Genomic DNA, 23,722 nt, shown 5'->3' with positions numbered 1-23,722 from the left:
AATTACAGAACAGAGAATACCCCATGATTCGACAGCGACCGTTCATGCTTTTCGCCTTGATTTTTCTTCTCGGACCACAGGTGCAATACGACGTAACTGGGCAAGACCGGATTGGTCGAGGCGGGGCCGCAGGGCTCGCGAACCCGAGTTACTCCATTCAAACGATCCGAGACGCGCATACAGATACTTCGCCTGTGTTTGTTGTTCAAAATGAACTCGACAAGCTGATTGACTCGGATGGAGGTGGCGCGTGCCCAATCTCCGCGGCACTGATCGCGATGCAGACGGTAAGGTCGATGGCGGGAGCCACGTTGCATCCCCAGCCACACCGCTACGCGCTTCAATTGTTCCGGGAACAACCGGAGTTAAAGGAAGGGCGAATTCCGAATGACCGTTTTGTCAATCTTCTGAAGAAAGTTGCGGCAGCCGGAGGGAAGATTGACGTCGATGTTGAGACGGTTTCCGCCACCAACAGCAGGCACACGGAGACCGGACCGTATTGGTCTCAAACAAACGGACCAGACCTATCGCTAAATCCAGGCGAATTGAAGATTCTCTCGTACACGGTCACGACGGCGAGCGGCGTTTGGCTTGGCCGCCATTTTGTTTTGCTGAAGAGTCTAGAAGGTGAACAGGTTCGCGTCGTCGATCCGACTCGCCCCTTCAAAGACTATCAATACGCGATTCAATTTCGGGGCGATGAAGCAGCTCCGAAGGCAGCCGTCATTTTGGACAACCTGTCGCGGAATGACGAGAACGAGCCGATCTTTGAATTGAATACGGTCTTTACGATCAAGATCCTTGGGACGCATAAAAACAAGAACAATCCGTCAATGGCCTCGGTCGACCAAATTAAGGCTGAAATTGACTTGCTCGCGAAAGAGCTGCAGGTCGAAGACAAGCTGACCTCACCCACGGAGTGGCGGCGGCGCGGTGCCAGATTCGGATTGCCAGGATTGGATCTGCCCACGTCGGAAGGTGGCAGCAACTGGTCCGCTGAGCAAATGTTGGAGGTCTTTCGTCATGCCGGACGTCACAACCTAAACCTACGTGATGTTGTGGGTGGCGCTCATGGCAGACCAGCTATCAAGCTTGAATCCGACTTTGCCAAAGCGGCCGTACAAGATCTGATCGACGGTCGCGCTTACTTCGCCGTTGCCATCACAGAAGAAGGAGCAGGCACTCACACGAAGAACATCCAAAGTCGAGCGATCAGGGATGGCAATGGCTTCAGGCTCACCGGGTCAAAGCTTTGGAACGCCCGCTTACGACAGGCAACGCATGTAGTTCTGTACGTGCAGGCTGCCAACGGAAGACCCGGCAAACAGACCGCGTTTCTTTTGGCGGCTAACCACCCGGGTTTGGAGATCGTCGATCGGTACGCGCACGGGCTGACCGGGAATTCTTTTGGCGGACTCAAATTCGATCAAATGTATGTTGGCCCGGAGCACTTAATCGGTGAGGACGGCGACGGTGGTGATCTTTTTGAGGAGCATTTTCTCTACTGGCGATTGATGCAGTCGGCCGCGGCGATCGGATGTGGCGAACGAGCGTTGGAGGTTATGGCTGAGCGGATTCGAGAACGCGAAGCCTTTGGAGGTCCGATCGGACGTTTCACTCATCTTCAGCAACCGATCGGCGAGCAACTTACCAAGCTACGCATGGCATTGGCTTTGTCTCGCGAGGCGGCGCGCTACTTTGACCAGGGAAATTATGACGCTGCGGAGCCATTGGTTAATGGAATCAAGGCAGAGGGCGTCGAATTCGCCCTGGCGGCTTGCGATGCTGCGATGCGTGCTCACGGTGCTCTCGGCTACAGCCGAGAAGTGGACCTTGGTGACCGAGTCCGCGACCTGATGGGGCTACGCATTGCTGATGGAACCACCGACGTCATGCGGATGACCGTCGTCCGTGATGCCTACGGACACGATCTCTGGCAAATGGCGATCGAGACCAACACCCCGCAGTCGGACTGAACGCACGGGTGCGGCACGTTTCCCGAGACTCTCGCTGAATGACTTGAGGGTGTGCGTTGGATGCACCAGAGATTGATCGACAAAACGCTGGCCTGTGTAAACCGAGACCCGGATGTCAAACAGAGACTCAGAGAGTTCTCGGGGTTGTCTCTGGGGTGTGGGACAAACCAGGGTGGTTGGACTCGGCAGCCCGGACTCTCTCGGCGAAAGTTGGAACTTGGGTATTGGCCGCAGAGGTGGCGAAAGACCGCGAAAAAGGGGGCGAAAACGAGAAACGCCCGCGGTTCATGCTGGACCGACGGGCGTTAACTGGTTCGCGAGAGTTTTCGCTTTTTTAAATTCAGCTCCCCCGGCAGGACTCGAACCTGCGACAAGGCGGTTAACAGCCGCCTGCTCTACCAACTGAGCTACAGGGGATTGGGAAGCTCCACGTCTTGAGCCTTTCGCTCGTCGTGGGTGGCAGAGTTTACTTACTCTGCTGCACCCTTTCAAGCTCTGTTGAACAGACGTTTTTTTTCTTGCTCAGGTTCGTGCCGCTAACCCGTCTTTGCCCTCTAATCGCTAAAGTTTTAACCGGTTTTTCCAGGTTTCCCCGCCTGCCAGCGGCTGTGACTAGCATGCCGGCAGTGACTCTCCGCCCCCCCGAGACCAGGAGTTTGTGTCAGGAGGCCAGCAGGGATGGCGGATTCTCCAAAGCGCTCGGCTGGGCTGACGGTCCTGGTGAGATTTGGTACCTCCGCTTTGCTAGAATGCCCCGATGATGGCCTTGCGGTTGAGGGTGCTCCCGACGCAATGCCCGGTGGACCTGTTTGGACTTGGGGTTTCGATGAGCCTGATTTTGATTATTCCCGCCGAAGCTCAGCTTCGGCTCGCCGCGCCCTGGGCGGTCGCGATCGCAGAGTCCATGGACTGCGAAATCATCCCCGTGGTGCTGGGCGCTGATCATGAAATCCTCGATCGGCATACCGAAGCGACCTTCGCCAAACTACTCTATGGCTCGCCGAGCAACTCCATCGCAAACGGCCACGCCCCGGCCTCCGTGACAACCTCGGCAACACCCGCCACAGTCGCACCGTCACCAGCTACCTCCGCTAAGTCAGCAACTTCGGCCACAACAGCGTCTTCAGCGCCCGCTCGCGATGCCGCTGCGGGCGATTCGGCGGGCAACTCCCCTGCTCCGCTGCGTTCACCGGTCACGGTGGTCAACCTGGAGCAAGACGTTGAACCGATCCATCAATTGTGTCAGGAACGCGGCTGCCGTCTGTTGCTGATCCCGTACTCTCACGCTGATGCCGATTGGCAATTGAAGCTGTTTCAGAAGTCCAAATACCGCACCGTTTGGCTCAACCCCTGCTCCCCGCCTCCCACCAAGGCCGCCGAGATCGCCGGAGGTTATCGTCTCACTGAATTGGCCACCAAACGCATCACCATGAAGATGCTTGGCCTGCAGCCAACTGCCTGGGGCATCGACCATCAAAAACCAGATCACGTTGACGACGACAAGCAGGTTGAGCTCGCCATCCATGCTTTCGATCAGCTGGCCGCCGACGGTAAGTCGCTGATTGTGCTGGCCAGCAATGATGATAACGGATGGTTGAGCAAAGCCGGTCAAGCGGCGCTGGATGAGGATTGCGGCAGTTCGTTCGCGATGGTCCGAGAGGGCCAGTCGATGGCGCGGGGCGCTTTGGCTCGACTGCGTCGCTGGACAGATTCGATCACGCCACCATTGTCTCGCAGCGAACGCGTTGAACTGCAAGAGGATCTGGAAACGGGGTCGCGGCCCAGTTTTGAGTTCCTGGGACTGATCAGTGCCGCCAGCATGCTGGCAGCATTTGGGTTGTATCAAAACAGTGCCGCGGTCATCATTGGCGCGATGTTGATCGCTCCCTTGATGACGCCGATCCTGGGAGCCGGCATGGCGATCGCTGTCGGCAATCGACCGCTGTTTCGTACCGCGTGGAAGGCGATCGGATTGGGCTTTGTCGGTGCTTTGGTTAGCGGCGCCTGCTTTGGCGTGCTGGTGTTGGTGCTGCGTGGCTTCAGCTGGCCAGACCTGGGGCCAGAAAAAGCGACCGAGATGTGGGCGCGTTGCAATCCGTCGCCGATTGATTTCTGTGTCGGCTTTGTCGGTGGCATGGCAGCCAGCTATGCTCGGACACGGAAGGATCTGTCCAGTGCACTTGCCGGGGCGGCGATCGCGGCCGCCTTGGTGCCACCCATCTCCACCGCAGGACTGCAATTGGTGTTTGGTCCCTGGAACCTGCAGGCTCATGGATTGCCAATCCTTGGGCCGATCATTGTGGTGGGGATTAACGTGCTGACCATCATGGCTGGATCATCGTTGGTGCTGTGGGTGCGAGGCATTCGCGCGACAGACGGCCAGCGAAAGAAGCAAGATCGTTGGGCCATTCGCACGATCTTGGCTGTGCTCGTGGCAATCTTGTTGGTGCTCGTTGGTTTGCTGGAAGCCAAATTGCTGACGGGCGGTTAACTCAATAGGAAAGGGCCGCGTTTTGTCAGCCCTTGCAGTGCGACTCCATCGCCGCCCTTTGAAGTCATGGGCTTGCGTTTTAGAGGTTGTTGGATCGCCAGTCAATCGCCAAGCGGTCGACCGGTTGTCTTGAGCCTTGGTTGTGTCGATGCGGAGGGGACGCGCCGAACATCCAGTGTGTCACTGAATTCGGTCCTGTTCACAGGCTGGCGGATGTCAGTGAGTGAATGTCCGCAAATGCGTGCTTAAGATGGATTTTGTGCGGCGGTACCTCCAGTGGCTTGACCATTCCCAACGCTGGCCAATCCCATTGCGTGTGACTTTGTTGTTCTGGAAGCTTTTGCCGTTCGTGCTGATCGGCTCAGATAAGAGGCGATCTTCGATCGAAGATTCGTGCCCCTAGCGATTTTGTTCGCGAATCGTTTGCTACCTCTGCAGAGAGTGACTCTAATAGTCTTTTGCGTCCGGCCGAGCTGTCCAGGTCTGACCCGGTGGTCCATTTCTATCCAACACGATTCTCAATGACCCATTCGAATTCATTCAAATTCTCCATCGCAGCGCTGTGTTTGCTGCTGTTTGCCGGTCCCGTTCTGGGCCAACAGCCAGCGGAAAACGCGGAAGCGCCGGAGGCAGGGAAGCAGGCAGAGTTAACGGACGACAAAGACGCCGAGGCACAAGTACAGCCAGCCGAGAAACAACCTGGAACAAAGCCCGCCGACGAATCGCAAGCCGCCGATCCAGAGCCGAGCGTACAAAACTCGGACGCTGAGCCAGCAAAGACAGAGCCAGCGAAGACAGAGCCAGCGAAGGCAGAGCCAGCGAAGGCAGAGCCAGCGAAGGCAGAGCCAGCGAAGGCTGAATCCGAAAGCGACGACGGCGAGGCAGCCGCAGCGGAGGAGGATCCGGAAGCGATCCCTGCTGGGCACTCGATCCATGGCGAGGCGTTCAACGAAGGTCCGCGCCAAGCCGCTTCTTTGATGAAGGGCACCGGTCCGATCAAATTCGCAGTGACCAGTGAGCATGCTGGAGTGCAAGCGTTCATCGAGCAAGGCATAGGGCAGTTGCATGGGTTCTGGTACTTCGAAGCTGAACGCTCGTTTCGCCAAGCAGCCATGTTGGACCCTGATTGTGCGATCAGTTACTGGGGCATGGCCATGGCCAATGCGGAAAATAAAGAGCGGGCGAAGGGCTTTTTAGCCAAGGCCTTAGAACGACGCGACAGCGCTAGTGAACGAGAGCAGTTGTACATCGATGCGCTGGAAAACTATCTGGACGATAAAAAAGACGAAAAAGGAAAAGAACGCGATCGCAAGACGAAGGCCAAGCAGCAAATCGAAGCCTTTGAAAAGATCGTCAAGAAGTATCCTGATGACTTAGAAGCGAAGGCTTGGTTGGCCTACACGCTGTACAAGCAACGTGGTGCTGCTGGCAAGAAGCACGAAGAAGTTGAGACGGCAATCAACAACGTTTTAGATGTTGAACCATTGCACCCGGTGCACCACTACCTGATTCACTTGTGGGATTATAAGGACGCGAAGAAAGCGTTAGGCTCGGCGGCAAAGGGCGGAGCGTCCGCGCCTGCGATTGCACACATGTGGCACATGCCTGGCCATATCTATTCGCGGCTGAAACGTTATCAAGATGCAGCCTGGCAACAGGAAGCGTCAGCGCGAACCGATCATGCTCATATGATGCGCGATCGCGTGATGCCCGATGAGATTCACAACTTTGCTCACAACAATGAATGGTTGATCCGCAACTTGATTTATGTGGGTCGATGGCGGGATGCGATTGACTTGGCCAAAAACATGACCGAGCTGCCTCGGCATCCCAAGTACAACATGCTGTCCAAGCGACGTAGCTCTTACTTTGGTCGCATTCGATTGTTCGACGTCTTGAAACGTTATGAACATTGGCCGCAACTGATTGCGTTGACCGACAGTGCTTACCTTCCGTCAACTGATCTGGAAGCAGAACAGATCCGGCGTTTGCAGTACCGAGGCATCGCGTTTGCTCACTTGCATCATGTCGACCAAGTCGATGTCATCCTGACTGAGTTGAACGGACGACTAGAAAATGAACGTGAAAAAGCTGCGGAAGCCAAACGCAAGCACGAAGAGGCGGTTGCCAAAGCGAAGGAAGACGGCAAAAAGCCACCCGCCAAACCACGGGTCTCGGGTGAGGATCCTGTGCGACGTTTGGAGAAAGCCATTGCCAGCATCGAGGGCCGATTGTCCTATGAGTATGGCGACTACAAAGAAGCCCTCTCGGCACTGAAGAAGGCAGACGAGGACAAGAGCTTTCGCGCCTATTGTCAATTGCTTTCGGGCGACAAAGCTGGCGCGATGAAGGCGATTGAGGAAGAGGTCGGGAAACGCGAAAACCAAGTGCTGCCGCTTGCCACTCAGATTGAAATGCTATGGATCGCCGGTAACAAAGATCGCGCGCGTGAGGTGTTCGACAAGCTTCGTCGTCTCTCGGGTTCGGTTCAATTCGGTGCCGCGCCATTTGATCGCTTAGCTCCGACTGCCAAAGAACTCGGTTATGACGCCGATTGGCGAGTGGCTCACCAGCATCCAGACGATTTTGGTGAGCGGCCCGAACTGGATGCCATCGGCCCGTTCCGTTGGGCTCCCAGTCCAGCAGAAAACTGGAGCTTGAAAGATCACAAAGGCAAAGAGCTTTCTCTGTCACAATTCAGAGGCAAGCCCGTCATTCTGATCTTTTACCTAGGCCATGGTTGCCTGCACTGTGCTGAACAATTGCAAGCCTTTGCCCCCAAGGCCAAGCAGTTTACCGACGCCGGGATTTCCCTGGTCGCCATCAGCACCGATAGCGAAGAAGACTTGAAGATCTCGGTCGACACCTACGAAGGCGGAATGCCTTTCCCGTTGGTCTCAAATCAGTCGCTGGAGGTGTTTAAAGCCTACCGAGCGTTCGATGATTTTGAACAAATCCCCTTGCACGGCACCTTTTTGATCGATTCCGAAGGTCAAGTGGTTTGGCGAGACTTGGGCTACGAGCCGTTTATGGATGTTGATTTCACGATCAAAGAAGCCAAACGTTTGCTCAAGCAAGAGCAGCCGCTGCCGCAGGAGCTGAGGATCGCACAGCTGCCCGAGCGACAGTTTTTGAAACCCATTTCAATCGCCGATTTGCCACGGATCGATTCAACCGGTGTTAAAGGATCGTTGATTGTCTCTGGAGCCGAAGTCGCCGCAGAAACCACGGAGCACTTCTTTCAGCTGGCAAAAGGTGAGGCCGCGAAGGTTGTCGTGTTGCAGGTTGATCATGAGGATGGCACGAAATCGCAAGTTCAGTCGTTGCTTGATCGGTTCAATCAGATCCAAGGCAGTCAGCTAAGCGTTGTTCGCTGTGATGGCAAGCCCAAGAACTGGTCTGCTCTGTTGGCTGACGCCAGCGCAGTTTGGATTGCGGGTAGCCAAAGCAGCGGATTTGAGAGCCTGGCCAAAGTCGATGCCGCACGTGTGGCTTTGGCTGAATTTCTGCATAGCGGTAAAGTGATCGCCAGCGTTGGCGCCGGCGGTGCGATGTTTGCTGATCAGGCGTTCTCCGGTGAAAAGTCGAACCGACTGGCTGGACATACCTTTGGCTTGTTGAAGGATTCCATCTTGGATGTGTACGCCGCCAACCAGGAAGGACCATCGCGAATCGAGACCGTCATTCAGTGGCAACCGCATCGCATTGGCTATGAATTGGATCCGACAGCTGCGATGGTGATTCGTGGTCGTCGGGTTTACAAGCTCGGTGAGGGGACGATTCGAATTCGCCGTCATGCCGGCAAGGATGTTCCCAATGCGGAAGTCCGTTTGCAGAACAAGAACGACGCTGCCGACTTGGTATCGCTTTATCGTGCAGCCCGTGACGGCATGGCTGGTTACCCGGTCGAGGCCAAACCGAGTTCCCCCAAGGTCGATAAAGGAACCTTGATCTTGATCGGTGGCGGCGGCATGCCCAAAGGGATCATGCAGCGCTTCGTTGATCTGGCGGGAGGCAAGAAGGCAAAGATTGTTGTTTTACCAACCGCGATGCCAGATCCGATTCCAAAATCCAGCGGTATTGCAGATCAGTTCAAGCAACTGGGTGCTGAAAAGGTGACGGTGCTTAGCGATCGCAGCTTGGATAAAGTTGAAGGAGACGCGTTTCTGAAGTCCCTTAAAGAGGCCACAGGGATCTGGTATGGTGGCGGACGTCAATGGCGTTTCGTTGATGCTTATTTGGACACCAAAGCCCATCAAGCGATGCGTGATGTCTTGAAACGCGGTGGCGTGATCATGGGCAGTTCTGCCGGTGCATCGATCCAAGCTGAGTTTCTTGCCCGCGGTAACCCGCTGGGCAATTTGGACATCATGGCCGAAGGCTACCAGCGTGGGCTAGGTTTCTTGCCTGGCGTCGCGGTGGATCAGCATTTCAGTCAGCGTCAGCGACAAGACGATATGCTGGCCCTGGTGAAGCGATATCCCAAGTGGTTAGGGATCGGTCTCGATGAAGCCACTGCGATTGTTGTTCAGAAAGAGGTTGCCGAGGTCGTGGGCCGTAGCAAGGTGTTCTTCCACAACGCGACCGATGAGGCGGGGGACAACATTGATGTTGTCGAGCTGGCTGATGGTCAGCGTTACAACCTGAGGGAGCGAAAAGCAGTGGAGCAGTAAGCCGTCTAGCGGTTGTGGCGTGCTGCGGCGGTTAGCTGGCATCACTGCTACTTTGTGATTTCATGCCCACGATCTCTAGCAGTCGTGTCGCGGTGCTGAAAATCAGTTCCGCTTTTTGCCGAGTTTCCTTGGATGACTGGGAAGTCATTTCGGCGGCATCGGCCACGTTTGCAACGTTGTGAACAATCTCGCTGGTCCCATTGGACACTTCACGTATGTCGCGAGAAATTCCTTCTGTCATGCGTGTCTGTTCTTCGATCGCCACCGCAATTGCATCTTGGCTTTCGTTGATCTGGGCAATCACCTGTTGAACGATGGCGATATCACTGACCGCATCGCCAGTGTCCGAGCGGATGGTTTCAATTTGGGCGACGATGTCTTCAGTGGCTTGGGTGGTTTGTTTCGCGAGTTCCTTGACTTCGTTGGCGACGACTGCAAAGCCTTTGCCGGCTTCGCCCGCGCGTGCCGCTTCGATGGTTGCATTCAGGGCCAGGAGGTTCGTTTGTTCCGCCACGCCGTTGATCGCTTGGACCACCTCGGAAATCGAGTTGCTGTTGTCGTTAAGTCGACGAATGGTCTGGTCGGTTGTTTCCGTTTTTACGTTCGCTTCCCGCGCAATGGAAACGGCTGTGGAGACGTTTTCGGAGATCTCACGAATGCTGATTTCAAACTGGTTGACCGCTTCGGAGACACTGCGGACGTTGCCCTGCACTTGTTCGGCAGCGGTGGCCGCCGAACTGGCTTGCTGATTGGTCGAACTGGCTGAATCACTCAGTTGATCGCTCACTTTGTTCAATTCAACAAACGCCAGGTGTTCCAAGCCCTTGGCAACTTTTCCGACGCGGCGAGTCAAGCGTTTGGCGCAGTAGACTGCCCAGATGCCGGCGACGATCCCAATCAGAATGGCCATCACAACGGCCATGGTTAGGCCAGCTTGCGTGTCGCGCTCTGACAAGTCTGCCAGGGTTGTGACAACGCCGTGAGCAGCTTGGCGGGACTGTTCAGCCAGCGGGATGAGTTCCTGCAGTAAGCGGTCGGCCTGCTCGGGGGCGGTTGCAGCTGCCTGTAAATACTGATCGCTCAGATCGACGGTGCGATCAAACAGTTCCTCCGACTCAGCCAGTGCTTCGGTGTATTCGGGACGCTGTTCATGAATGATGTAGCCAAAGTCATGTTCGCCGCCGTCGCGAAGCACTGCCATCGATTCATGAAGCAGGTTCCGTGTCGCTTGGTAGTCTGCTTCCCGGCCGGTGCCCGTACGCAGGACCCGATTGAGGTGTTCTAAGTTCAGTGAACGCTGGCGCCCCGCTAGGTTGATCGCGGCGGCGGACTTTTGCTGCTCTTTGGAGAGCCAGTACATGACTCCGACCAAGGTGAAGCAGCCAATCAAAAACAACGCAGGCACCGTTGCCAAGCGATGACCGTCAGAGATCTCAAACAGAGGTTTTCGTGACGAGTTGCTCATGGTGATCGCAGTGGTGTGACGTGTGACGGGAGTTGCCAAACAAAGGGGACGTATTGTGTCGGGGTTCGGCTCTGCGAATCATAGGCCTGTTAACAGGTCCTTTATTGCGGCATTGTGGACGACTCGGGTAACCCCTCGCCCGCTTGAACGTCTGCTGCGATATCAGTGCATAAGGTTGCCTTGCGTCCCTTTACGTTGCGGTGTTCAAGGCGTGATGGCGGGGCAATGAAAAGAGCCAGTCAACCGTAAGGCTGACTGGCTGCAAAGTGGATGTCGTGTTCCAGCAGGCTGACCGTTAGCGATCATCCAGATCAAATCGATCGAGCGCCATGACTTTGGTCCAGGCGGCGACAAAGTCGTTGACGAACTTTGTCTTTGCATCGTCTGATGCGTAAACTTCGGCAATGGCGCGAAGCTGAGAGTTGGATCCAAAGACCAAGTCCACTCGGCTAGCCGTCCATTGGAGATCGCCCGTCGCTCGGTCGTGACCTTCGAAGAAGTGATCGCAAACGGCTGACTGTTTCCACTGGGTGTTCATGTCAAGCAAGTTGACAAAGAAGTCATTGGTGAGCGTTTCCGGTCGCTCGGTCAAGACGCCCATCTGACTTAGTGGTTCAGGGCCTGAGTTCGCATCCAGGACACGCAGGCCGCCGATCAGAACGGTCATCTCGGGAGCAGTCAGGGTCAGCTTTTGTGCTCGATCGACCAGCAATTCCTCTGCGTGCCGGTCGATGTGACGCGCGTGAAAGTTGCGGAAACCATCGGATTGCGGCTCTAAAACAGCGAACGAATCCGCGTCAGTCATCTCCGCAGACGCATCCGTTCTGCCGGGATGGAAGGGAACGCTCACTGCATGTCCGGCTCGCTTGGCGGCCTCTTCAATTGCAGCCGCTCCGCCAAGCACGATCAGATCCGCCAGCGAGACTTTGGTGCCGTCGGTCTGAGCTTGGTTGAACTGTTGCTGGATCTTTTCCAATCCCGCCAGAGTTTTCTGCAATGCAACGGGATCATTAACATCCCAGTCTTTCTGAGGTGCCAGTCGAATGCGAGCTCCGTTGGCGCCACCGCGTTTGTCAGTGCCTCGAAAGGTAGACGCAGAGGCCCAGGCGGTTGAAACCAAGTCAGAAACCGACAGGCCGGACGCGATCAACTGTTCTTTTAGCTGCTTGATGTCTGCCGCGTCAACAAGTGGATGGTCCACCGCTGGCACCGGGTCCTGCCACAGTTGTGGCTCAGCGATCTCTGGCCCCAGCAAACGTGAAACCGGCCCCATGTCACGATGCGTCAGCTTGTACCAGGCCTTGGCAAAGGCTAAGCGGAATGCCTCGGGGTTCTCATGAAAGCGTTTCGAGATCGCGTGATAGGCGGGGTCCATCCGTAACGCCAGGTCCGTTGTGAACATCATCGGTGCGTGCGATTTGGTTTCGTCGTGAGCATCCGGCACGGTGCCTTCGGCGTTGGGGTCGGTGGGCGTCCATTGCCATGCGCCGGCGGGGCTTTTGACCAAGTCCCAATCGTAGCCGAATAAGTTGTCAAAGTATTCGTTCGACCATTCCGTGGGTGTGCTGGACCAAGCTCCTTCGAGTCCACTGGTGATGGTGTCACCTGCGTTGCCTGTGCCGTAGCGGTTTTTCCATCCGAGGCCTTGTTCTTCGATGCTGGCGCCTTCAGGTTCCGGGCCGACGTTCTCTGCGCTGGCAGCGCCATGAGCTTTGCCAAACGTGTGCCCACCGGCGATCAAGGCAACGGTCTCTTCGTCGTTCATGGCCATGCGACCAAAGGTTTCGCGGATGTCCGCGGCAGCTTTGAGAGCACTTGGTTCTCCACCGGGACCTTCTGGGTTGACGTAGATCAAACCCATTTCCACTGCGGCCAAGGGGTTTTCCAGCTCGTGTTTACCGGCATAACGTTCGTCACCAAGCCACTCTGATTCGGGGCCCCAGTAGATGTCCTCCTGTGGCTCCCAAACATCTTCGCGTCCACCGGCGAATCCAAAGGTTTCAAAGCCCATTGATTCCAGGGCGCCGTTCCCTGTTAAGACCATCAGGTCTGCCCAAGAGAGTTTGTTGCCGTATTTTTGCTTGATCGGCCATAACAGCCGTCGCGCCTTGTCCAGGTTGGCATTGTCTGGCCAGCTATTCAAGGGCGCGAATCGCTGTGTCCCATATCCCGCACCCCCGCGGCCGTCGGTGACTCGATACGTCCCCGCGCTGTGCCAAGCCATCCGAATGAACAGCGGACCGTAGTGCCCATAGTCTGCGGGCCACCAGTCCTGTGAGTCTGTCATCAGTGCTTTGATGTCTTGCTTGACCGCAGCCAGGTCCAGCTTCTTGAACTCTTCGGCGTAGTCAAAGTCGCCGCCCATCGGGTTTCCCTTCGCGGAATTCTGATGCAAGATGTGAAGGTTCAGTTGGTTGGGCCACCAGTCACGGTTGGACAGTGCGCCTGCTGCGGTGTTGCGAGCCTTTGGCGCCTTGGTCATCGACATGACGGGGCAAGTAGCGGGTTCCATGGCTTGATCGGTGTTGTTTGGGGATATTGTGGCTGATGCAATTGATTCTTGAGCCGTCGCGAGATGGCTGCTGGTCAAGCTCGGCGTGGTGAGGCAAAGGACTGCAATGCCTGACAAGGCACGAATGCGTTTCTGTGGCGTCATCTTGGAGTCTCCTGAAGAGTTGGATCGACTGAACGTTAGGACGAGAGGATTCACGACAAGCACCGGGCCGATGGGATTGAGGGAAGGTGCCATTTCCACGAGAGGCGATTGTGGCGACCGGAGCACTCTGAGCCCTTTCTCAGTGCCAAACCGGATCATTGGCTCTGTCGGTCTTCGTCTGCCGAAAACCGACAATCAGTGGCAACGAGGGAATTATTGGCGATTCAAGATGATTTGCCCAATGCATTGATGTACTATCTGTGATGCATTGGGTGCATGGTTCATTGTGAGGGGAAGAGGCATGGAAATCGACCAGTTGCGGTACTTTCTTCAAGTCGCCGAGCGCGGCAACTTCACCCGAGCGGCGGAGGATCTAGTGATTTCCCAGTCGGCTCTCAGTCGCTCGGTGCAGAGGCTTGAGGACGAACTCGGGCAACCGGTGTTCGAGCGGAAGACGCGCTCCGTTTCACTCACCGACGCGGGGCTCTTGTTGCAAGCCAGAGCGCAGCAAGTGCTCTCTATCTTGGAAGACACCAAAGCAGAGATCACCGATGACGGGCAAAGCGGCCGCATTCGTGTGGGGGCCATTCCGACGATCGCGCCTTACTTCTTGCCCGACGTGCTACGCCAGTTTTCGGCTGCCTATCCGAAGGCGACCGTGGTGGTTCAGGAGAACACCACCGATCATTTGATCAAGAGTTGCACCCAAGGCGATGTGGACCTGGCAATTTTGGCCCTGCCGTTGCCGGCGAAGTACCTCGAAGTTGAACCGCTGTTTGATGAAGAGCTCTTCCTGGTCATGCCCAAGGATCATGCGCTGGCCGATAAGAAGTCGATTCGCTTGAGCGATGTGGAGCCGTTGCCGTTTGTGTTGTTGGATGAAGCGCACTGTTTATCTGACAACATCGTCTCCTTTTGTCGACAACGTTCGTTTCAACCGGTCTCGGTCGAAAAGACTAGCCAGCTGGCAATGGTTCAGGAGCTGGTCTCTTTATCACATGGCGTGTCAATGATTCCCGCGATGGCCAAGTCAATCGACCATAGCAAGCAACGTGTGTATCGATCCTTCGCTGGTCGTAAGCCAACGCGGACCATCGCCGCGGTCTGGAATCCCTATCGCTTTCAAAGCAAACTGCTGCAAGCGTTTCGGCAGCAGCTACAAGCGACAACAAGATAACGAGTACGCTGGCACGGCAAGATTACGGAGCCACAAACGCTCCGACGATTTTGGTTGACTTGCGTCGATGACCACGAAGATCGACCGTCGCGCTGAACTGACCGGCAGCAGTTCCGATCAGTGGGCTGGCGGGCGTTGGCATCGCATTGCGTTTCATGGCGTCCCAGCTAACTTCGTTAAAATCCGACAGGCCGTTGCCTTGCAGCACATCACGGGCTGTTCCGCTGACCTTGCCGGTGACAACATTGCCAGCAAGAGTCACTCCTGCAGCGCCTTGTGGCAGTCGGATCGCATCGCCATGGTTGGTGTACACAGCATTATTGGCAAAGATCATGTTCTGGCGATCGTTCCAGCTGGACAGGTTCGCGCCGCGGCGGGAGGAAATGATTGTGTTCTGAGTCACCGTTAGGCGGGTCGATTTGCCTTGATGGTCAGTGCTGGCAAACCCCGCACCGGCAGCGGCCATCAGCAAATTGTTGCGTACGATCGCTTCGCCTTGAACTTGCATCGTGTTGTCGTTGCTGCGGTAACACACGTTGCGTTCAATCAAATTGATTCCTTTGCCACCGGTCCCATAAGCCAGAATGCAAGGGTACTGGGTATCGTGAACATGGTTGCCAACGATCCAGTTATTGAAGGAGCCCTGTTTGATTTCAATCCCGTCGCCTTGTTGCCCCCCGCAATCATGCACATGATTGTTGGCGATGACTGAGTAGGACATTTTGGCTTTGCCCTGGTTCGCGCCCAAGTACATCGCTTCGCCGGTGGCATTGGGGTTCTTGAAATCGTGAAAGTGATTGTTGGTGATGAATAGGTGTTGGGTGTCGCGAGTGTTTGCTGTGATGCCTTCGGCGCCAGCGTGATGGAGGTGGCAGCGATCGAGCCACACATGATGGCAATCGTAGAGGCGGATCAATGTGCTTCCGCCGGTAAACTCCACGTTCTGGAAACAGACATACTCGGTTCGTTTTCGCTCCCCAACGTTCATTACGTTTTGTCGCGCATCCGGTCGAGTGATGATGGTTGGTTGTTCCTTGCTCGATCCAATGATCCAGATCGGCGCTTGGGGTGTCCCTTGCAGATCCACGACCAGTTTGGGACCGATCGAGTAACGGCCGGGAGCGATAAGTAACATGTCGCCCGGTTGGAGGTCTTCAATCCTCTGCTTCAGCCTTAATCCGTTGGCTTGGTCGTTTTGTCTGTCATCGTATGTGTGACGGATCTTGCGACGAACTTGGCCAGTGTGCCAATTGGGGCTTGTCTGACCGCTGACCCATGGCAACGTTGGTTCCTGGGCGGCCAGTCCTGAGCTGATCAGGGTAAACAGCATGCCAGAAAAGACGATGAATGCGGCGGTGATTTGTCGTTGCATCTGTCGAGTCGGAGTGATTTGAGGGTGGGCGAGGAACCCTGGATTTTAGCATGGATGCGTCAGCAGACGAGTTTGCGGCGGGCGAGATCGCATCCAAGTGAAGTGCCCGAGACTTGGTAGCTGCTTTCTCACGATTCAAACGACTGCAGATTTTGCGTCTTCATCAGGCAGATTTGGCTTAGCGGCTGAAAAATGGTGATGAACCGCTTCAGGCTCATTTTCGATGAACTGCATCTTCGAGTGCGTGTTTCCAGAGGGAAAATTTGATCGATCCTTGATTTTTCTAAGGTATGCTGAAGCGATCTGTCGTGCTGGTGTCTGTCCAAAGGAACAAACGCAAGAGGCATGATTGCTAAATGAATCCTCCAGCCACAAGGTGCAGCGAACATGCTTGGAATTGAGCGAAGTCAGAAAACGTCCGGAATGCGAATCGTCTTGGTGGCAGTTCTCTTGATCGTGGCGACTTGCATTGGCGGTAATGTTTCTGCCCAGGATCTCAAATCATGGAAGGATGGAGCCGTTAAGCAATCGATCATTGACTTTGTTGCTGCTGTGACCGATCGCGATAGCCCTTCGTTCGTGCCAGTACAAGATCGCATCGCCGTGTTCGATAATGATGGCACGCTATGGTGCGAACAGCCCTATTATTTTCAGTTGGCGTTTGCCTTTGATCGCGTCAAGGCGATGGCTGATGAGCATCCTCAATGGCAACAAGATCCGGTGATGAAGGCGGCTCTCTCTGGCGATGTTAAAACGATTGCCGAGGGTGGTGAGGAGGCGGTTGTTAAAGTTGTGATGGAGTCGCACGCCGGCATGACGACTGAGCAGTTCGACGCCATCGTGTCGGACTGGATCGCGTCCGCCAAACATCCCGTGACGGGGCGACGTTATCAAGACATGGTGTATCAGCCGATGGTCGAGTTGCTGGACTATCTGCGAAAGCACGACTTTCAAACTTGGATTGTCTCTGGCGGCGGGATGGAATTCATGCGTCCTTGGGCCACGCAGCGATACGGTGTTCCCACGAATCAAATCATTGGATCAACGATTGAACTGCGTTATCAACTTCAAGATGGAGTGCCGCAATTGCTGCGGCTTCCCAAGCTTGCATTCATCGATGACAAAGAAGGCAAGCCAGTCGCGATTCATCGTCACATTGGCCGCCGTCCCATTGCTGCCTTTGGAAACTCCGATGGCGACCTGCAGATGTTGCAGTGGACTGCGGCTGGATCAGGAAAGCGACTGGCGGTTTACATTCATCATACCGATGCCGAACGCGAGTACGCCTATGACCGTAAAGGCCACATTGGGCGACTCGATAAAGGACTGGATGAAGCTGCCCAACGTGATTGGACGGTCGTCGATATGAAACAGGATTGGCTGACGGTGTTTCCAACGCTGCAGGTAAAGTAAGCTGGCAGCGTGGCGCAACAAAGACAGCATCGGTAGGTGCTACAGAATCTTGGCCTGTTCGATCTCGCTGATGGCAAGGTAAGCCTTCGCTAGGCTTTTGCCCGCAAAGGCATCGCGGAATGAGCGTGCTTTGTCTTGGTTGACATTGCTTGAGGGGGCTTGGTGCACTTTTCTGTAAAGCCAAAAACAGCACAGCAACCCAATCGCACCGACGATCAGTCCCGGGTACAGCGAATTTGGGTGCAGGACGACATCGAAGCCCATCGTCACGGCAAAGGGAATCCACATTAGCCACCAGGGAAAGCCGATGATGGAGCCAAATCGCAAGTAGAAGTTTTTTACGTCATCCACGCGATGACGCACGTCTTCAATGGGCTTCGAGTCATCGATCCGTTTGATTCGGACTAACACATTGGCCGCGATGATGATCAGCAAGACGCCATAGACGTGCACGATCAAGCCACAGGTCAAACGGTGAGGGATCTGCGTGTTGCTGGCCCAGCACTGGGCTCCCAACGCGATGGTGGCGATCCCAATGAGGATCTGAAGGAGCTGTCCGTAGAACAGCGGTCGCAGCGCCTGCTTGACTCGCTGCATCAACTCTCGCCGCGTCAGCAACAGTCTTCCCGCGAGTTCTTGTTGTTGCATTACGGACACATGGGATTCCGCAGCGACGGCCGATGGGTTGGCCATCGATGCCCCCAGTGTTTGGGAGGGCGCCAGTGCTTCGGTGGGTGCCAAGTTGGGATCCGCCGTTGATGTCAGGCTCAAAACATCGGATTTGATTTGGCTGGCATGTTGGTAGCGCCGTTGAGGTTCGGCTTCCAGCGTCCGCAAGACAATGTCATCCAATCGCACATCGACGTGAACCTTTTGCGAAGGCACTTCAAAGCGTCCAATCGGTAGTTCACCGGTTAGCATTTCGTAGAATACAACACCTAACGAATAGATGTCCGCACGATGGTCAACACTGCCAGCGCCGGTCATTTGTTCGGGAGCCATGTATCGCGGTGTTCCCATGACTTGATGGGTGGCTGTCAAGGCAGTCGGTTGGCTGTCGTTGCCAAGGATTCTAGAGAGTCCAAAGTCGGCAATCTTGATGCTACCCTCACGGGTCATCAGGATGTTTTCGGGTTTGATGTCGCGATGAATGATGCCTTCGTTATGTGCAAACTGAAGCGCATCGCACAGGTGTGGAACGATGGTCAGCGCGTGTTGTGGCGAGAGTTGTTGCTGGCCAACGATTTGGCGAAGTGTGGGTCCGTCGACAAATTCCATCAAGAAGTAATACGTCTCGCCGGCTTTGCCACACTCGTAGACCGAAACAATATTGGGATGATTTAGTTTCGCCAGCGTGCGTGCTTCGCGAGTGAAACGCAGCGCGAACTTGACGTCGTGTGCGAACTCCTGTGGCAGGATCTTTAAGGCAACGAGACGATCGAGCCCCGTTTGCCGAGCCTTGTAGACGGCGCCCATGCCACCGGCACCCAGCAGTTCGATGATCTCCAGTTGAGGGAAGTGTTCCGAAAGCGTTGCAATCGAGGGAGCCTGAAAGGGAGCCGTCGGTTTGTCTTGGTCGCTGAACAGGTCTTCGATCACCAGTCCATGGTCGGGGAAACGCTCCAAATACTCTTGCTGATTGGGCGGGTCGCCACGACGTTGTCGATAGTCGATGTCCAGGGCAATCAATTCCGCCAGCAGCACGTCGTGTTCTGGTTCCGGCAGGTCAACCTGCAGAACAGACTCAATGCTGATCGGCTGATCTTGTTGCCAATTCCGTTCAAAATCGGCACACAGGTCGTCAATCCGTTCCAGTGCTTCGATCGGGAGTTTCTTGTGGCGAATGCTCATGGTCGGTGATGAATTCCTGGTGACATTTTTCTCGAATCAGGTGCAATCGACGCTCGATTGTCCGCTCAGAGCATTCAAAACGCTTGGCAATGGCCGCGTTGGAATGTCCCTCTAACTTAGCAACCGCTACATCTCGCAGTTGCCCGACACCGAGATGAGAAAAAAAACGCTCCATGGATTCCTGCATCATCAGCACCATTTCAGGGGACGGCTCGTTCCCAATGGTTTCGATCAATGTCTCGGGGTTTTCGTGAAGCGATTGAACACGATGAGTTCCACCACGTCGCTGTCGTTGGTCGTGGCGGCGTTTATCGATCACCTTTCGAGCCGCCATGCTTAGCAGCAGTCCCCAGAGACCATTGCGGTCGGAAAGCTCAGGAAACCGACCCTGTTGAGCTGCAGCGTAAAAGCTATTGAAAACGCTTAAAACAATGTCCTCTTCATCAGAGATCGCTCGATTTTGGCCAAGCAGTTGTTGGCGAACCGTTTGTACCAAGCGATCAAAGTAGTGCTGCCAAAGCTGGTTAGCCGCATGTGACTGGCCGTCCTTGGCGCCTTCAATCCAGTCGCTGATATTGTCAAATTCGGGCATGAGGTTGCTGATTGTAGGCCTTGTTGGTGACGGCGAATGAGCATCACCTGCGGTGGTGCGATGCGCCCAAGGCCAGCCCAGGGCGAGGTTGCCGCTGGTTGTTGTCGGTGAGGGCTCTGACTATGATACCCGCCTCAAAGTGTCGATCAATTGTGGGGATTGATTCTCTTTGGGCGAATGCTTGGCGGGCAAAGCGTCTTCGTTGCGATTTGACCCGATTGATAATCTTCGCACGCGTTCGGATGGCCTCATGACATGCGTGTTCAATCCCTTGGCGATCCCGCATGAGAGTCTTGATCAGTCCTGTGAACCTTGATGAAGCGTTGGCTGTTGCGCGTGTCGGTGTCGACATCGTTGACATCAAGAATACCGCTGAAGGTTCTCTGGGCGCTAACTTCCCTTGGTTGATCCGTCAGGTTGCTGAAGCGCTGGCTGAGTTTCCCGTCACGATCAGTGCCACGCTTGGTGACTTGCCTGCCAAGCCAGGTACGGCTGCATTAGCGTCGGTCGGTGCTGTGCACTCAGGCGCCACTTATATCAAGGCCGGTTTGTATGGAACCAAGACTGTTGCCCAAGCGAGTGAGGTCATGAACGCGGTGCGACGTGCAGCCCACGATCTGAATCCAGAGGCCAAAATCGTCGCTGCAGGCTACGCTGATGCGGAACGATTTGATGGGCTTTTGGCTGACGATCTTGTTGCGGCGGCCAGTGCCGCGAAGGCCGATGTCGTGATGCTCGATACAGCGATCAAAGACGGAGCGACATTGTTTGATGCGCTCAGCGAACAGGCTTTGGCCACGTTTATCCGCCGGGGAAAGGCAGCAGGCATGTCGGTTGCCGTCGCCGGTTCGATTGGTTTTCAGCATCTGCCTCTGCTAAGACGCTTGCAGCCCGATGTGATCGGCCTTCGTTCAGCAGTCTGTGTCGATGGTAACCGCCGCCAAGCGATCGATCCGCAACGTGTCAGTCAGTTGATGGATCTCGTTGGGCAATGAGTCTCAAGCAGGAGGCCAGCGCGTGGCGTTCTTGATGGTGCGATCACATGGGCGCGATGCGCGGTGACCCCATGTCAGTCGTCAGCACGACGTGAGCATCGAAGGCTTCGCGAATCAGCTCGTTTTTGATCGACTGATGCTCTGGTGAATCCCACAGATCGTTAAACTCCCACGGGTCTGCTTCAAGATCATAAAGTTCGCCAAGCTGTTTGTTGTGATACATGCACAGTTTGTACTTGCGTGTGCGATACATGGTGCCAAACGTGCCCGTGCCTCCGGTGAAGTGGGGATCAAGCGCGTCAAAGTACTCACTGCGGACAAATTCTCGGTGATCATGTCCATCGGTTTCGCCGCGCAAGATCGGCATCAAGGACTTGCCTTGCATGTAGTCAGGGGTTTCCACCTGACACAACTCCATCAGGGTTGAAGTCATGTCCAGCAATTCCACTAAGGCGTCTGACTGAACTCCAGAGGCAAATTTTCCTGGCCAAGAAAAGATTAAAGGGACGCGGACGAGTCCCTCGTAAAAGCGACAGCCTTTGAACATGAGCCCGTGGTCACCAAGTGCTTCTCCGTGATCGCTGGTGAACAGAATGATGGTGTTGTCGCGTTGACCGGTGGCGTCAAGGGTCGCCAATATTCGCGCCAACTGATCATCGATCTGAGCAATCATGGCGTAATACCAAGCTTGCACCTGAAAGGCGTTGTGTTCTTCCGGTGTGCGCAATTCGTCTTGGAAATCCAGGGACGCTAGCTTGATTTGTTGCGTCAAATCGGAATCACGGAAATACGGTCCGGGCATTTTGGCAGCATCAAACCGATCCGCATAAGCTTTGGGGGGAATGAATGGCGGATGCGGATCGTAGATGTTGAGGTTAAGGAGCCAGGGCTGGGAGGCATCCTGGTGTGACTTGATAAAGTCAATCGCGCATTCACTGCCCCAGGTGGTTTGGTGGTATTCCGGCGGCACACGGTCTTCGGATTCTCGCAGCGCGTCGAGGTCACCGCCGCGGCTGCTGACCCACTGAGCATAGTCGTGACCTTCGGACCAATCGTCCCGAGGGGCATGGCTGAATTTCCAGTAAGAGAATCCATCATCGATCCGCGGTTCGGTGCGATGGCCAGCGCTCTGTAAATGAAACTTTCCAATCAGTCCACAGTCGTAACCTGAATCAGCAATCAGCTTGGTGATCACCGGTGGATACGCTGGGAAGGTCTCGTTGCCATTGCGTGTGTTGTGTACTCGCGAGGGATACATCCCCGTCATGAAGCTGGATCGGCTGGGCGTGCAGATCGGGCTTTGGCAGTAAGCGTGCGTGAGTGCGACACCGTTGTTGACCAAACTGTCGATCGTTGGCGTCGCAACATGCGGGTTGCCAAGTGCGCCAATGGTGTCGAAACGCTGTTGATCGGTACAGTACCACAGAATGTTAGGGCGTTGTGTATTCATAGCGACATTGTAACCATGCCGGGCGACCTGTCACGGGTGCAGAGGTGTGAAACGAAAGGTGTGATCAGCGACACGCGTCGAGTGGTTTACTCCGTGGAGGTCGTCACGGGGGTGGAGTCTTGTGGTGGTTGCTGAAATCGACGACGCAGCGTCCACGCCAACAGGACCGCGGCTAGCACACACAGGCTGGCTGAGATCGGTTGGCTGATCAATGGTAGCCAGCTGCCGCCACTTTGCATCAGTCCCGCCGAAAGATGCTCTTCACCGATCGGAGCCAACACTAAACCAATGACGAAGGGAGCAAGAGGAATGCGCAGTCGCTCTAGCCCATAACCGATCACCCCAAATCCCAACATCACCCAAACGTCGAACATGCGATTGGCCAGCGCATACGAACCAATCACGCAAAACACCATCACGACAGGTAACAAGACATACTGTGGGACGGTGGCTGCTTTGACCATCAGTCGCACGCCAAAGAACAAGAATGCCGTCACGGCCAAGTTGGCCAGTAGCATCGAGCCAACGATGGTTTGCACGATCAGCGGATCACTGTTCATTAGCATCGGACCTGGTTGCAATCCATGGATGGTCAATGCACCAAGCAGAATGGCATCGATCACGCTGCCGGGTATTCCCATCGAGATCAGCGGGATTAAGGCTCCGCCGACGGTTGCGTTGTTGGCGGTTTCGGAGGCGACAATGCCTTCCTCGCTTCCTTTGCCGAATTGCTCGGGTGTGGCTGATGCTCGCTTGGCTGCTGAATAAGACATCACGCTGCCGACGTTGGCACCGATTCCAGGCAAGATGCCCACCCAGGTGCCAATCAAAGAAGACCGAATGGCATTCCAGCCATGCGTCTTGCCATCATCCCGGCGAAAGTCCCACTCAAAGTTGGTGCCTTGATCGACCGCCTCGGTCGCTTGCTGTTTGGACTCCATCAACTGTTTGATCACCTGATTGACTGCAAACAAGCCAATCAAGACCGGCAGCAACTTAAAGCCGTCATCAAGTTCCGCGATACCGAACGTCAATCGCGAGAGACCTGTTGCTGGCGAGGCACCCGGCATGGCAACCAGGATGCCAAGTGCTCCCGAAAGTAGTCCCAGGCTTAACGACTTGCCACCGACCGAAGCGATCATCACCATTGCCACGACGACCAGCGCAAAGAACTCCCAGGGACCAAAGCTCAACGACCACTGAGCCATCGGGCCAGCAAGCGTTACCAAGAATAACCAGGAGATCGTGCCGCCGACAAAGGAACCGCCCACTCCTAATGCCAACGCCCTGCCCGCTTGTCCACGTTTGGCCAACGGATAGCCATCCAGGGTGGTCATGATGGACGCAGGTGTGCCAGGCATGCGCAGTAACGTTGCTGTGACTAAGCCGCCGCTAACTGATCCCACATACATCGACACCAGCAAGATCATCGCTTGCTCGCCAGGCATGGCAAAGGTTAGCGGTAAGGCAAGCGCAATCAGCATGGCGCCGGTCAAGCCGGGAATCGCGCCAACGATGACACCCAAGATGGAGCCAATCGCAATCAATAAAATCGACATCGGTGCGAGCAGCAAGCCAGCGACGTCGCCAAGGTTTGAAAACAATGTAGCG

At 55.3% G+C, this 23,722-nt stretch carries 13 protein-coding genes and 1 tRNA gene; 6 read left to right on the top strand and 8 right to left on the bottom strand.

Annotated elements, in window-relative coordinates:
* Positions 1-194: 194 nt before the first annotated feature.
* On the top strand, positions 195-1,976 hold the full coding sequence (locus SV7mr_RS22810) for an acyl-CoA dehydrogenase family protein (RefSeq protein ID WP_419187805.1): 1,782 nt from the start codon (positions 195-197) through the stop codon (positions 1,974-1,976).
* A gap of 344 nt (positions 1,977-2,320) precedes the next feature.
* Here SV7mr_RS22810 and SV7mr_RS22805 read toward each other — a convergent pair.
* Positions 2,321-2,393, bottom strand: a tRNA-Asn gene (locus tag SV7mr_RS22805).
* Between the two features lie 409 nt (positions 2,394-2,802).
* On the opposite strand from SV7mr_RS22805, the gene SV7mr_RS22800 reads away from it, so the two are divergent.
* Positions 2,803-4,467 carry a DUF389 domain-containing protein gene (locus tag SV7mr_RS22800; protein WP_419187804.1) on the top strand — a complete coding sequence of 555 codons (1,665 nt, stop codon included), beginning with the start codon at positions 2,803-2,805 and terminating at the stop codon, positions 4,465-4,467.
* Between the two features lie 521 nt (positions 4,468-4,988).
* The gene (locus SV7mr_RS22790) at positions 4,989-9,140 is read left to right on the top strand and encodes a cyanophycinase (RefSeq protein ID WP_419187803.1); all 4,152 of its coding nucleotides are present in this window, start codon (positions 4,989-4,991) and stop codon (positions 9,138-9,140) included.
* Between the two features lie 31 nt (positions 9,141-9,171).
* Here the strand turns inward: SV7mr_RS22790 and SV7mr_RS22785 are convergent, their stop codons facing one another.
* Together SV7mr_RS22785 and katG are read right to left on the bottom strand one after the other, a co-directional pair.
* On the bottom strand, positions 9,172-10,605 hold the full coding sequence (locus tag SV7mr_RS22785) for a methyl-accepting chemotaxis protein (protein ID WP_145277035.1): 1,434 nt from the start codon (positions 10,603-10,605) through the stop codon (positions 9,172-9,174).
* Between the two features lie 295 nt (positions 10,606-10,900).
* Entirely contained in the window at positions 10,901-13,117 is a 2,217-nt protein-coding gene (gene katG, locus SV7mr_RS22780; protein ID WP_419187802.1) for a catalase/peroxidase HPI, read from the bottom strand.
* Positions 13,118-13,562: 445 nt separating this feature from the next.
* Here katG and SV7mr_RS22775 point away from each other — a divergent pair, with 445 nt between their 5' ends.
* Positions 13,563-14,438, top strand: a complete 876-nt coding sequence (locus tag SV7mr_RS22775; RefSeq protein ID WP_145277031.1) for a LysR family transcriptional regulator — start codon at positions 13,563-13,565, stop codon at positions 14,436-14,438.
* A 22-nt stretch (positions 14,439-14,460) separates the two neighbouring features.
* Here the strand turns inward: SV7mr_RS22775 and SV7mr_RS22770 are convergent, their stop codons facing one another.
* Complete coding sequence (locus tag SV7mr_RS22770) at positions 14,461-15,810, bottom strand: right-handed parallel beta-helix repeat-containing protein (RefSeq protein ID WP_145277030.1); 1,350 nt, start codon at positions 15,808-15,810, stop codon at positions 14,461-14,463.
* A 387-nt stretch (positions 15,811-16,197) separates the two neighbouring features.
* Here SV7mr_RS22770 and SV7mr_RS22765 point away from each other — a divergent pair, with 387 nt between their 5' ends.
* Positions 16,198-17,223, top strand: a complete 1,026-nt coding sequence (locus tag SV7mr_RS22765) for an HAD family hydrolase (protein WP_419187801.1) — start codon at positions 16,198-16,200, stop codon at positions 17,221-17,223.
* Between the two features lie 39 nt (positions 17,224-17,262).
* Here the strand turns inward: SV7mr_RS22765 and SV7mr_RS22760 are convergent, their stop codons facing one another.
* A complete protein-coding gene (locus SV7mr_RS22760) occupies positions 17,263-19,074 on the bottom strand; it encodes a serine/threonine protein kinase (protein ID WP_419187800.1) in 1,812 nt (603 codons plus the stop codon).
* Positions 19,025-19,666, bottom strand: a complete 642-nt coding sequence (locus SV7mr_RS22755) for an ECF-type sigma factor (RefSeq protein WP_145277026.1) — start codon at positions 19,664-19,666, stop codon at positions 19,025-19,027. Before SV7mr_RS22755 ends, SV7mr_RS22760 begins: the two co-directional genes overlap by 50 nt.
* Before the next feature lie 284 nt (positions 19,667-19,950).
* Here SV7mr_RS22755 and SV7mr_RS22750 point away from each other — a divergent pair, with 284 nt between their 5' ends.
* Entirely contained in the window at positions 19,951-20,661 is a 711-nt protein-coding gene (locus SV7mr_RS22750; protein WP_145277024.1) for a (5-formylfuran-3-yl)methyl phosphate synthase, read from the top strand.
* A 43-nt stretch (positions 20,662-20,704) separates the two neighbouring features.
* On the opposite strand, the gene SV7mr_RS22745 is transcribed toward SV7mr_RS22750, so the two are convergent.
* Positions 20,705-22,111 carry a sulfatase family protein gene (locus tag SV7mr_RS22745; RefSeq protein ID WP_145277022.1) on the bottom strand — a complete coding sequence of 469 codons (1,407 nt, stop codon included), beginning with the start codon at positions 22,109-22,111 and terminating at the stop codon, positions 20,705-20,707.
* An 86-nt stretch (positions 22,112-22,197) separates the two neighbouring features.
* Positions 22,198-23,715, bottom strand: a complete 1,518-nt coding sequence (locus tag SV7mr_RS22740) for a tripartite tricarboxylate transporter permease (protein WP_419187799.1) — start codon at positions 23,713-23,715, stop codon at positions 22,198-22,200.
* Positions 23,716-23,722: the final 7 nt, after the last annotated feature.

The organism is Stieleria bergensis (assembly GCA_007745635.1).
Lineage (GTDB): Bacteria > Planctomycetota > Planctomycetia > Pirellulales > Pirellulaceae > Stieleria > Stieleria bergensis.
This window is presented reverse-complemented; position numbering and strand designations above follow the sequence as displayed.

Excerpts from the sequence above, each read along its gene's own strand:
- SV7mr_RS22800 (WP_419187804.1), top strand. The coding sequence starts at position 2,803 with ATGAGCCTGATTTTGATTATTCCCGCCGAAGCTCAGCTTCGGCTCGCC.
- SV7mr_RS22790 (WP_419187803.1), top strand. The coding sequence starts at position 4,989 with ATGACCCATTCGAATTCATTCAAATTCTCCATCGCAGCGCTGTGTTTG.
- SV7mr_RS22785 (WP_145277035.1), bottom strand. The coding sequence starts at position 10,605 with ATGAGCAACTCGTCACGAAAACCTCTGTTTGAGATCTCTGACGGTCAT.
- katG (WP_419187802.1), bottom strand. The coding sequence starts at position 13,117 with ATGGAACCCGCTACTTGCCCCGTCATGTCGATGACCAAGGCGCCAAAG.
- SV7mr_RS22775 (WP_145277031.1), top strand. The coding sequence starts at position 13,563 with ATGGAAATCGACCAGTTGCGGTACTTTCTTCAAGTCGCCGAGCGCGGC.
- SV7mr_RS22770 (WP_145277030.1), bottom strand. The coding sequence starts at position 15,810 with ATGCAACGACAAATCACCGCCGCATTCATCGTCTTTTCTGGCATGCTG.
- SV7mr_RS22765 (WP_419187801.1), top strand. The coding sequence starts at position 16,198 with ATGCTTGGAATTGAGCGAAGTCAGAAAACGTCCGGAATGCGAATCGTC.
- SV7mr_RS22760 (WP_419187800.1), bottom strand. The coding sequence starts at position 19,074 with ATGAGCATTCGCCACAAGAAACTCCCGATCGAAGCACTGGAACGGATT.
- SV7mr_RS22755 (WP_145277026.1), bottom strand. The coding sequence starts at position 19,666 with ATGCCCGAATTTGACAATATCAGCGACTGGATTGAAGGCGCCAAGGAC.
- SV7mr_RS22750 (WP_145277024.1), top strand. The coding sequence starts at position 19,951 with ATGAGAGTCTTGATCAGTCCTGTGAACCTTGATGAAGCGTTGGCTGTT.
- SV7mr_RS22745 (WP_145277022.1), bottom strand. The coding sequence starts at position 22,111 with ATGAATACACAACGCCCTAACATTCTGTGGTACTGTACCGATCAACAG.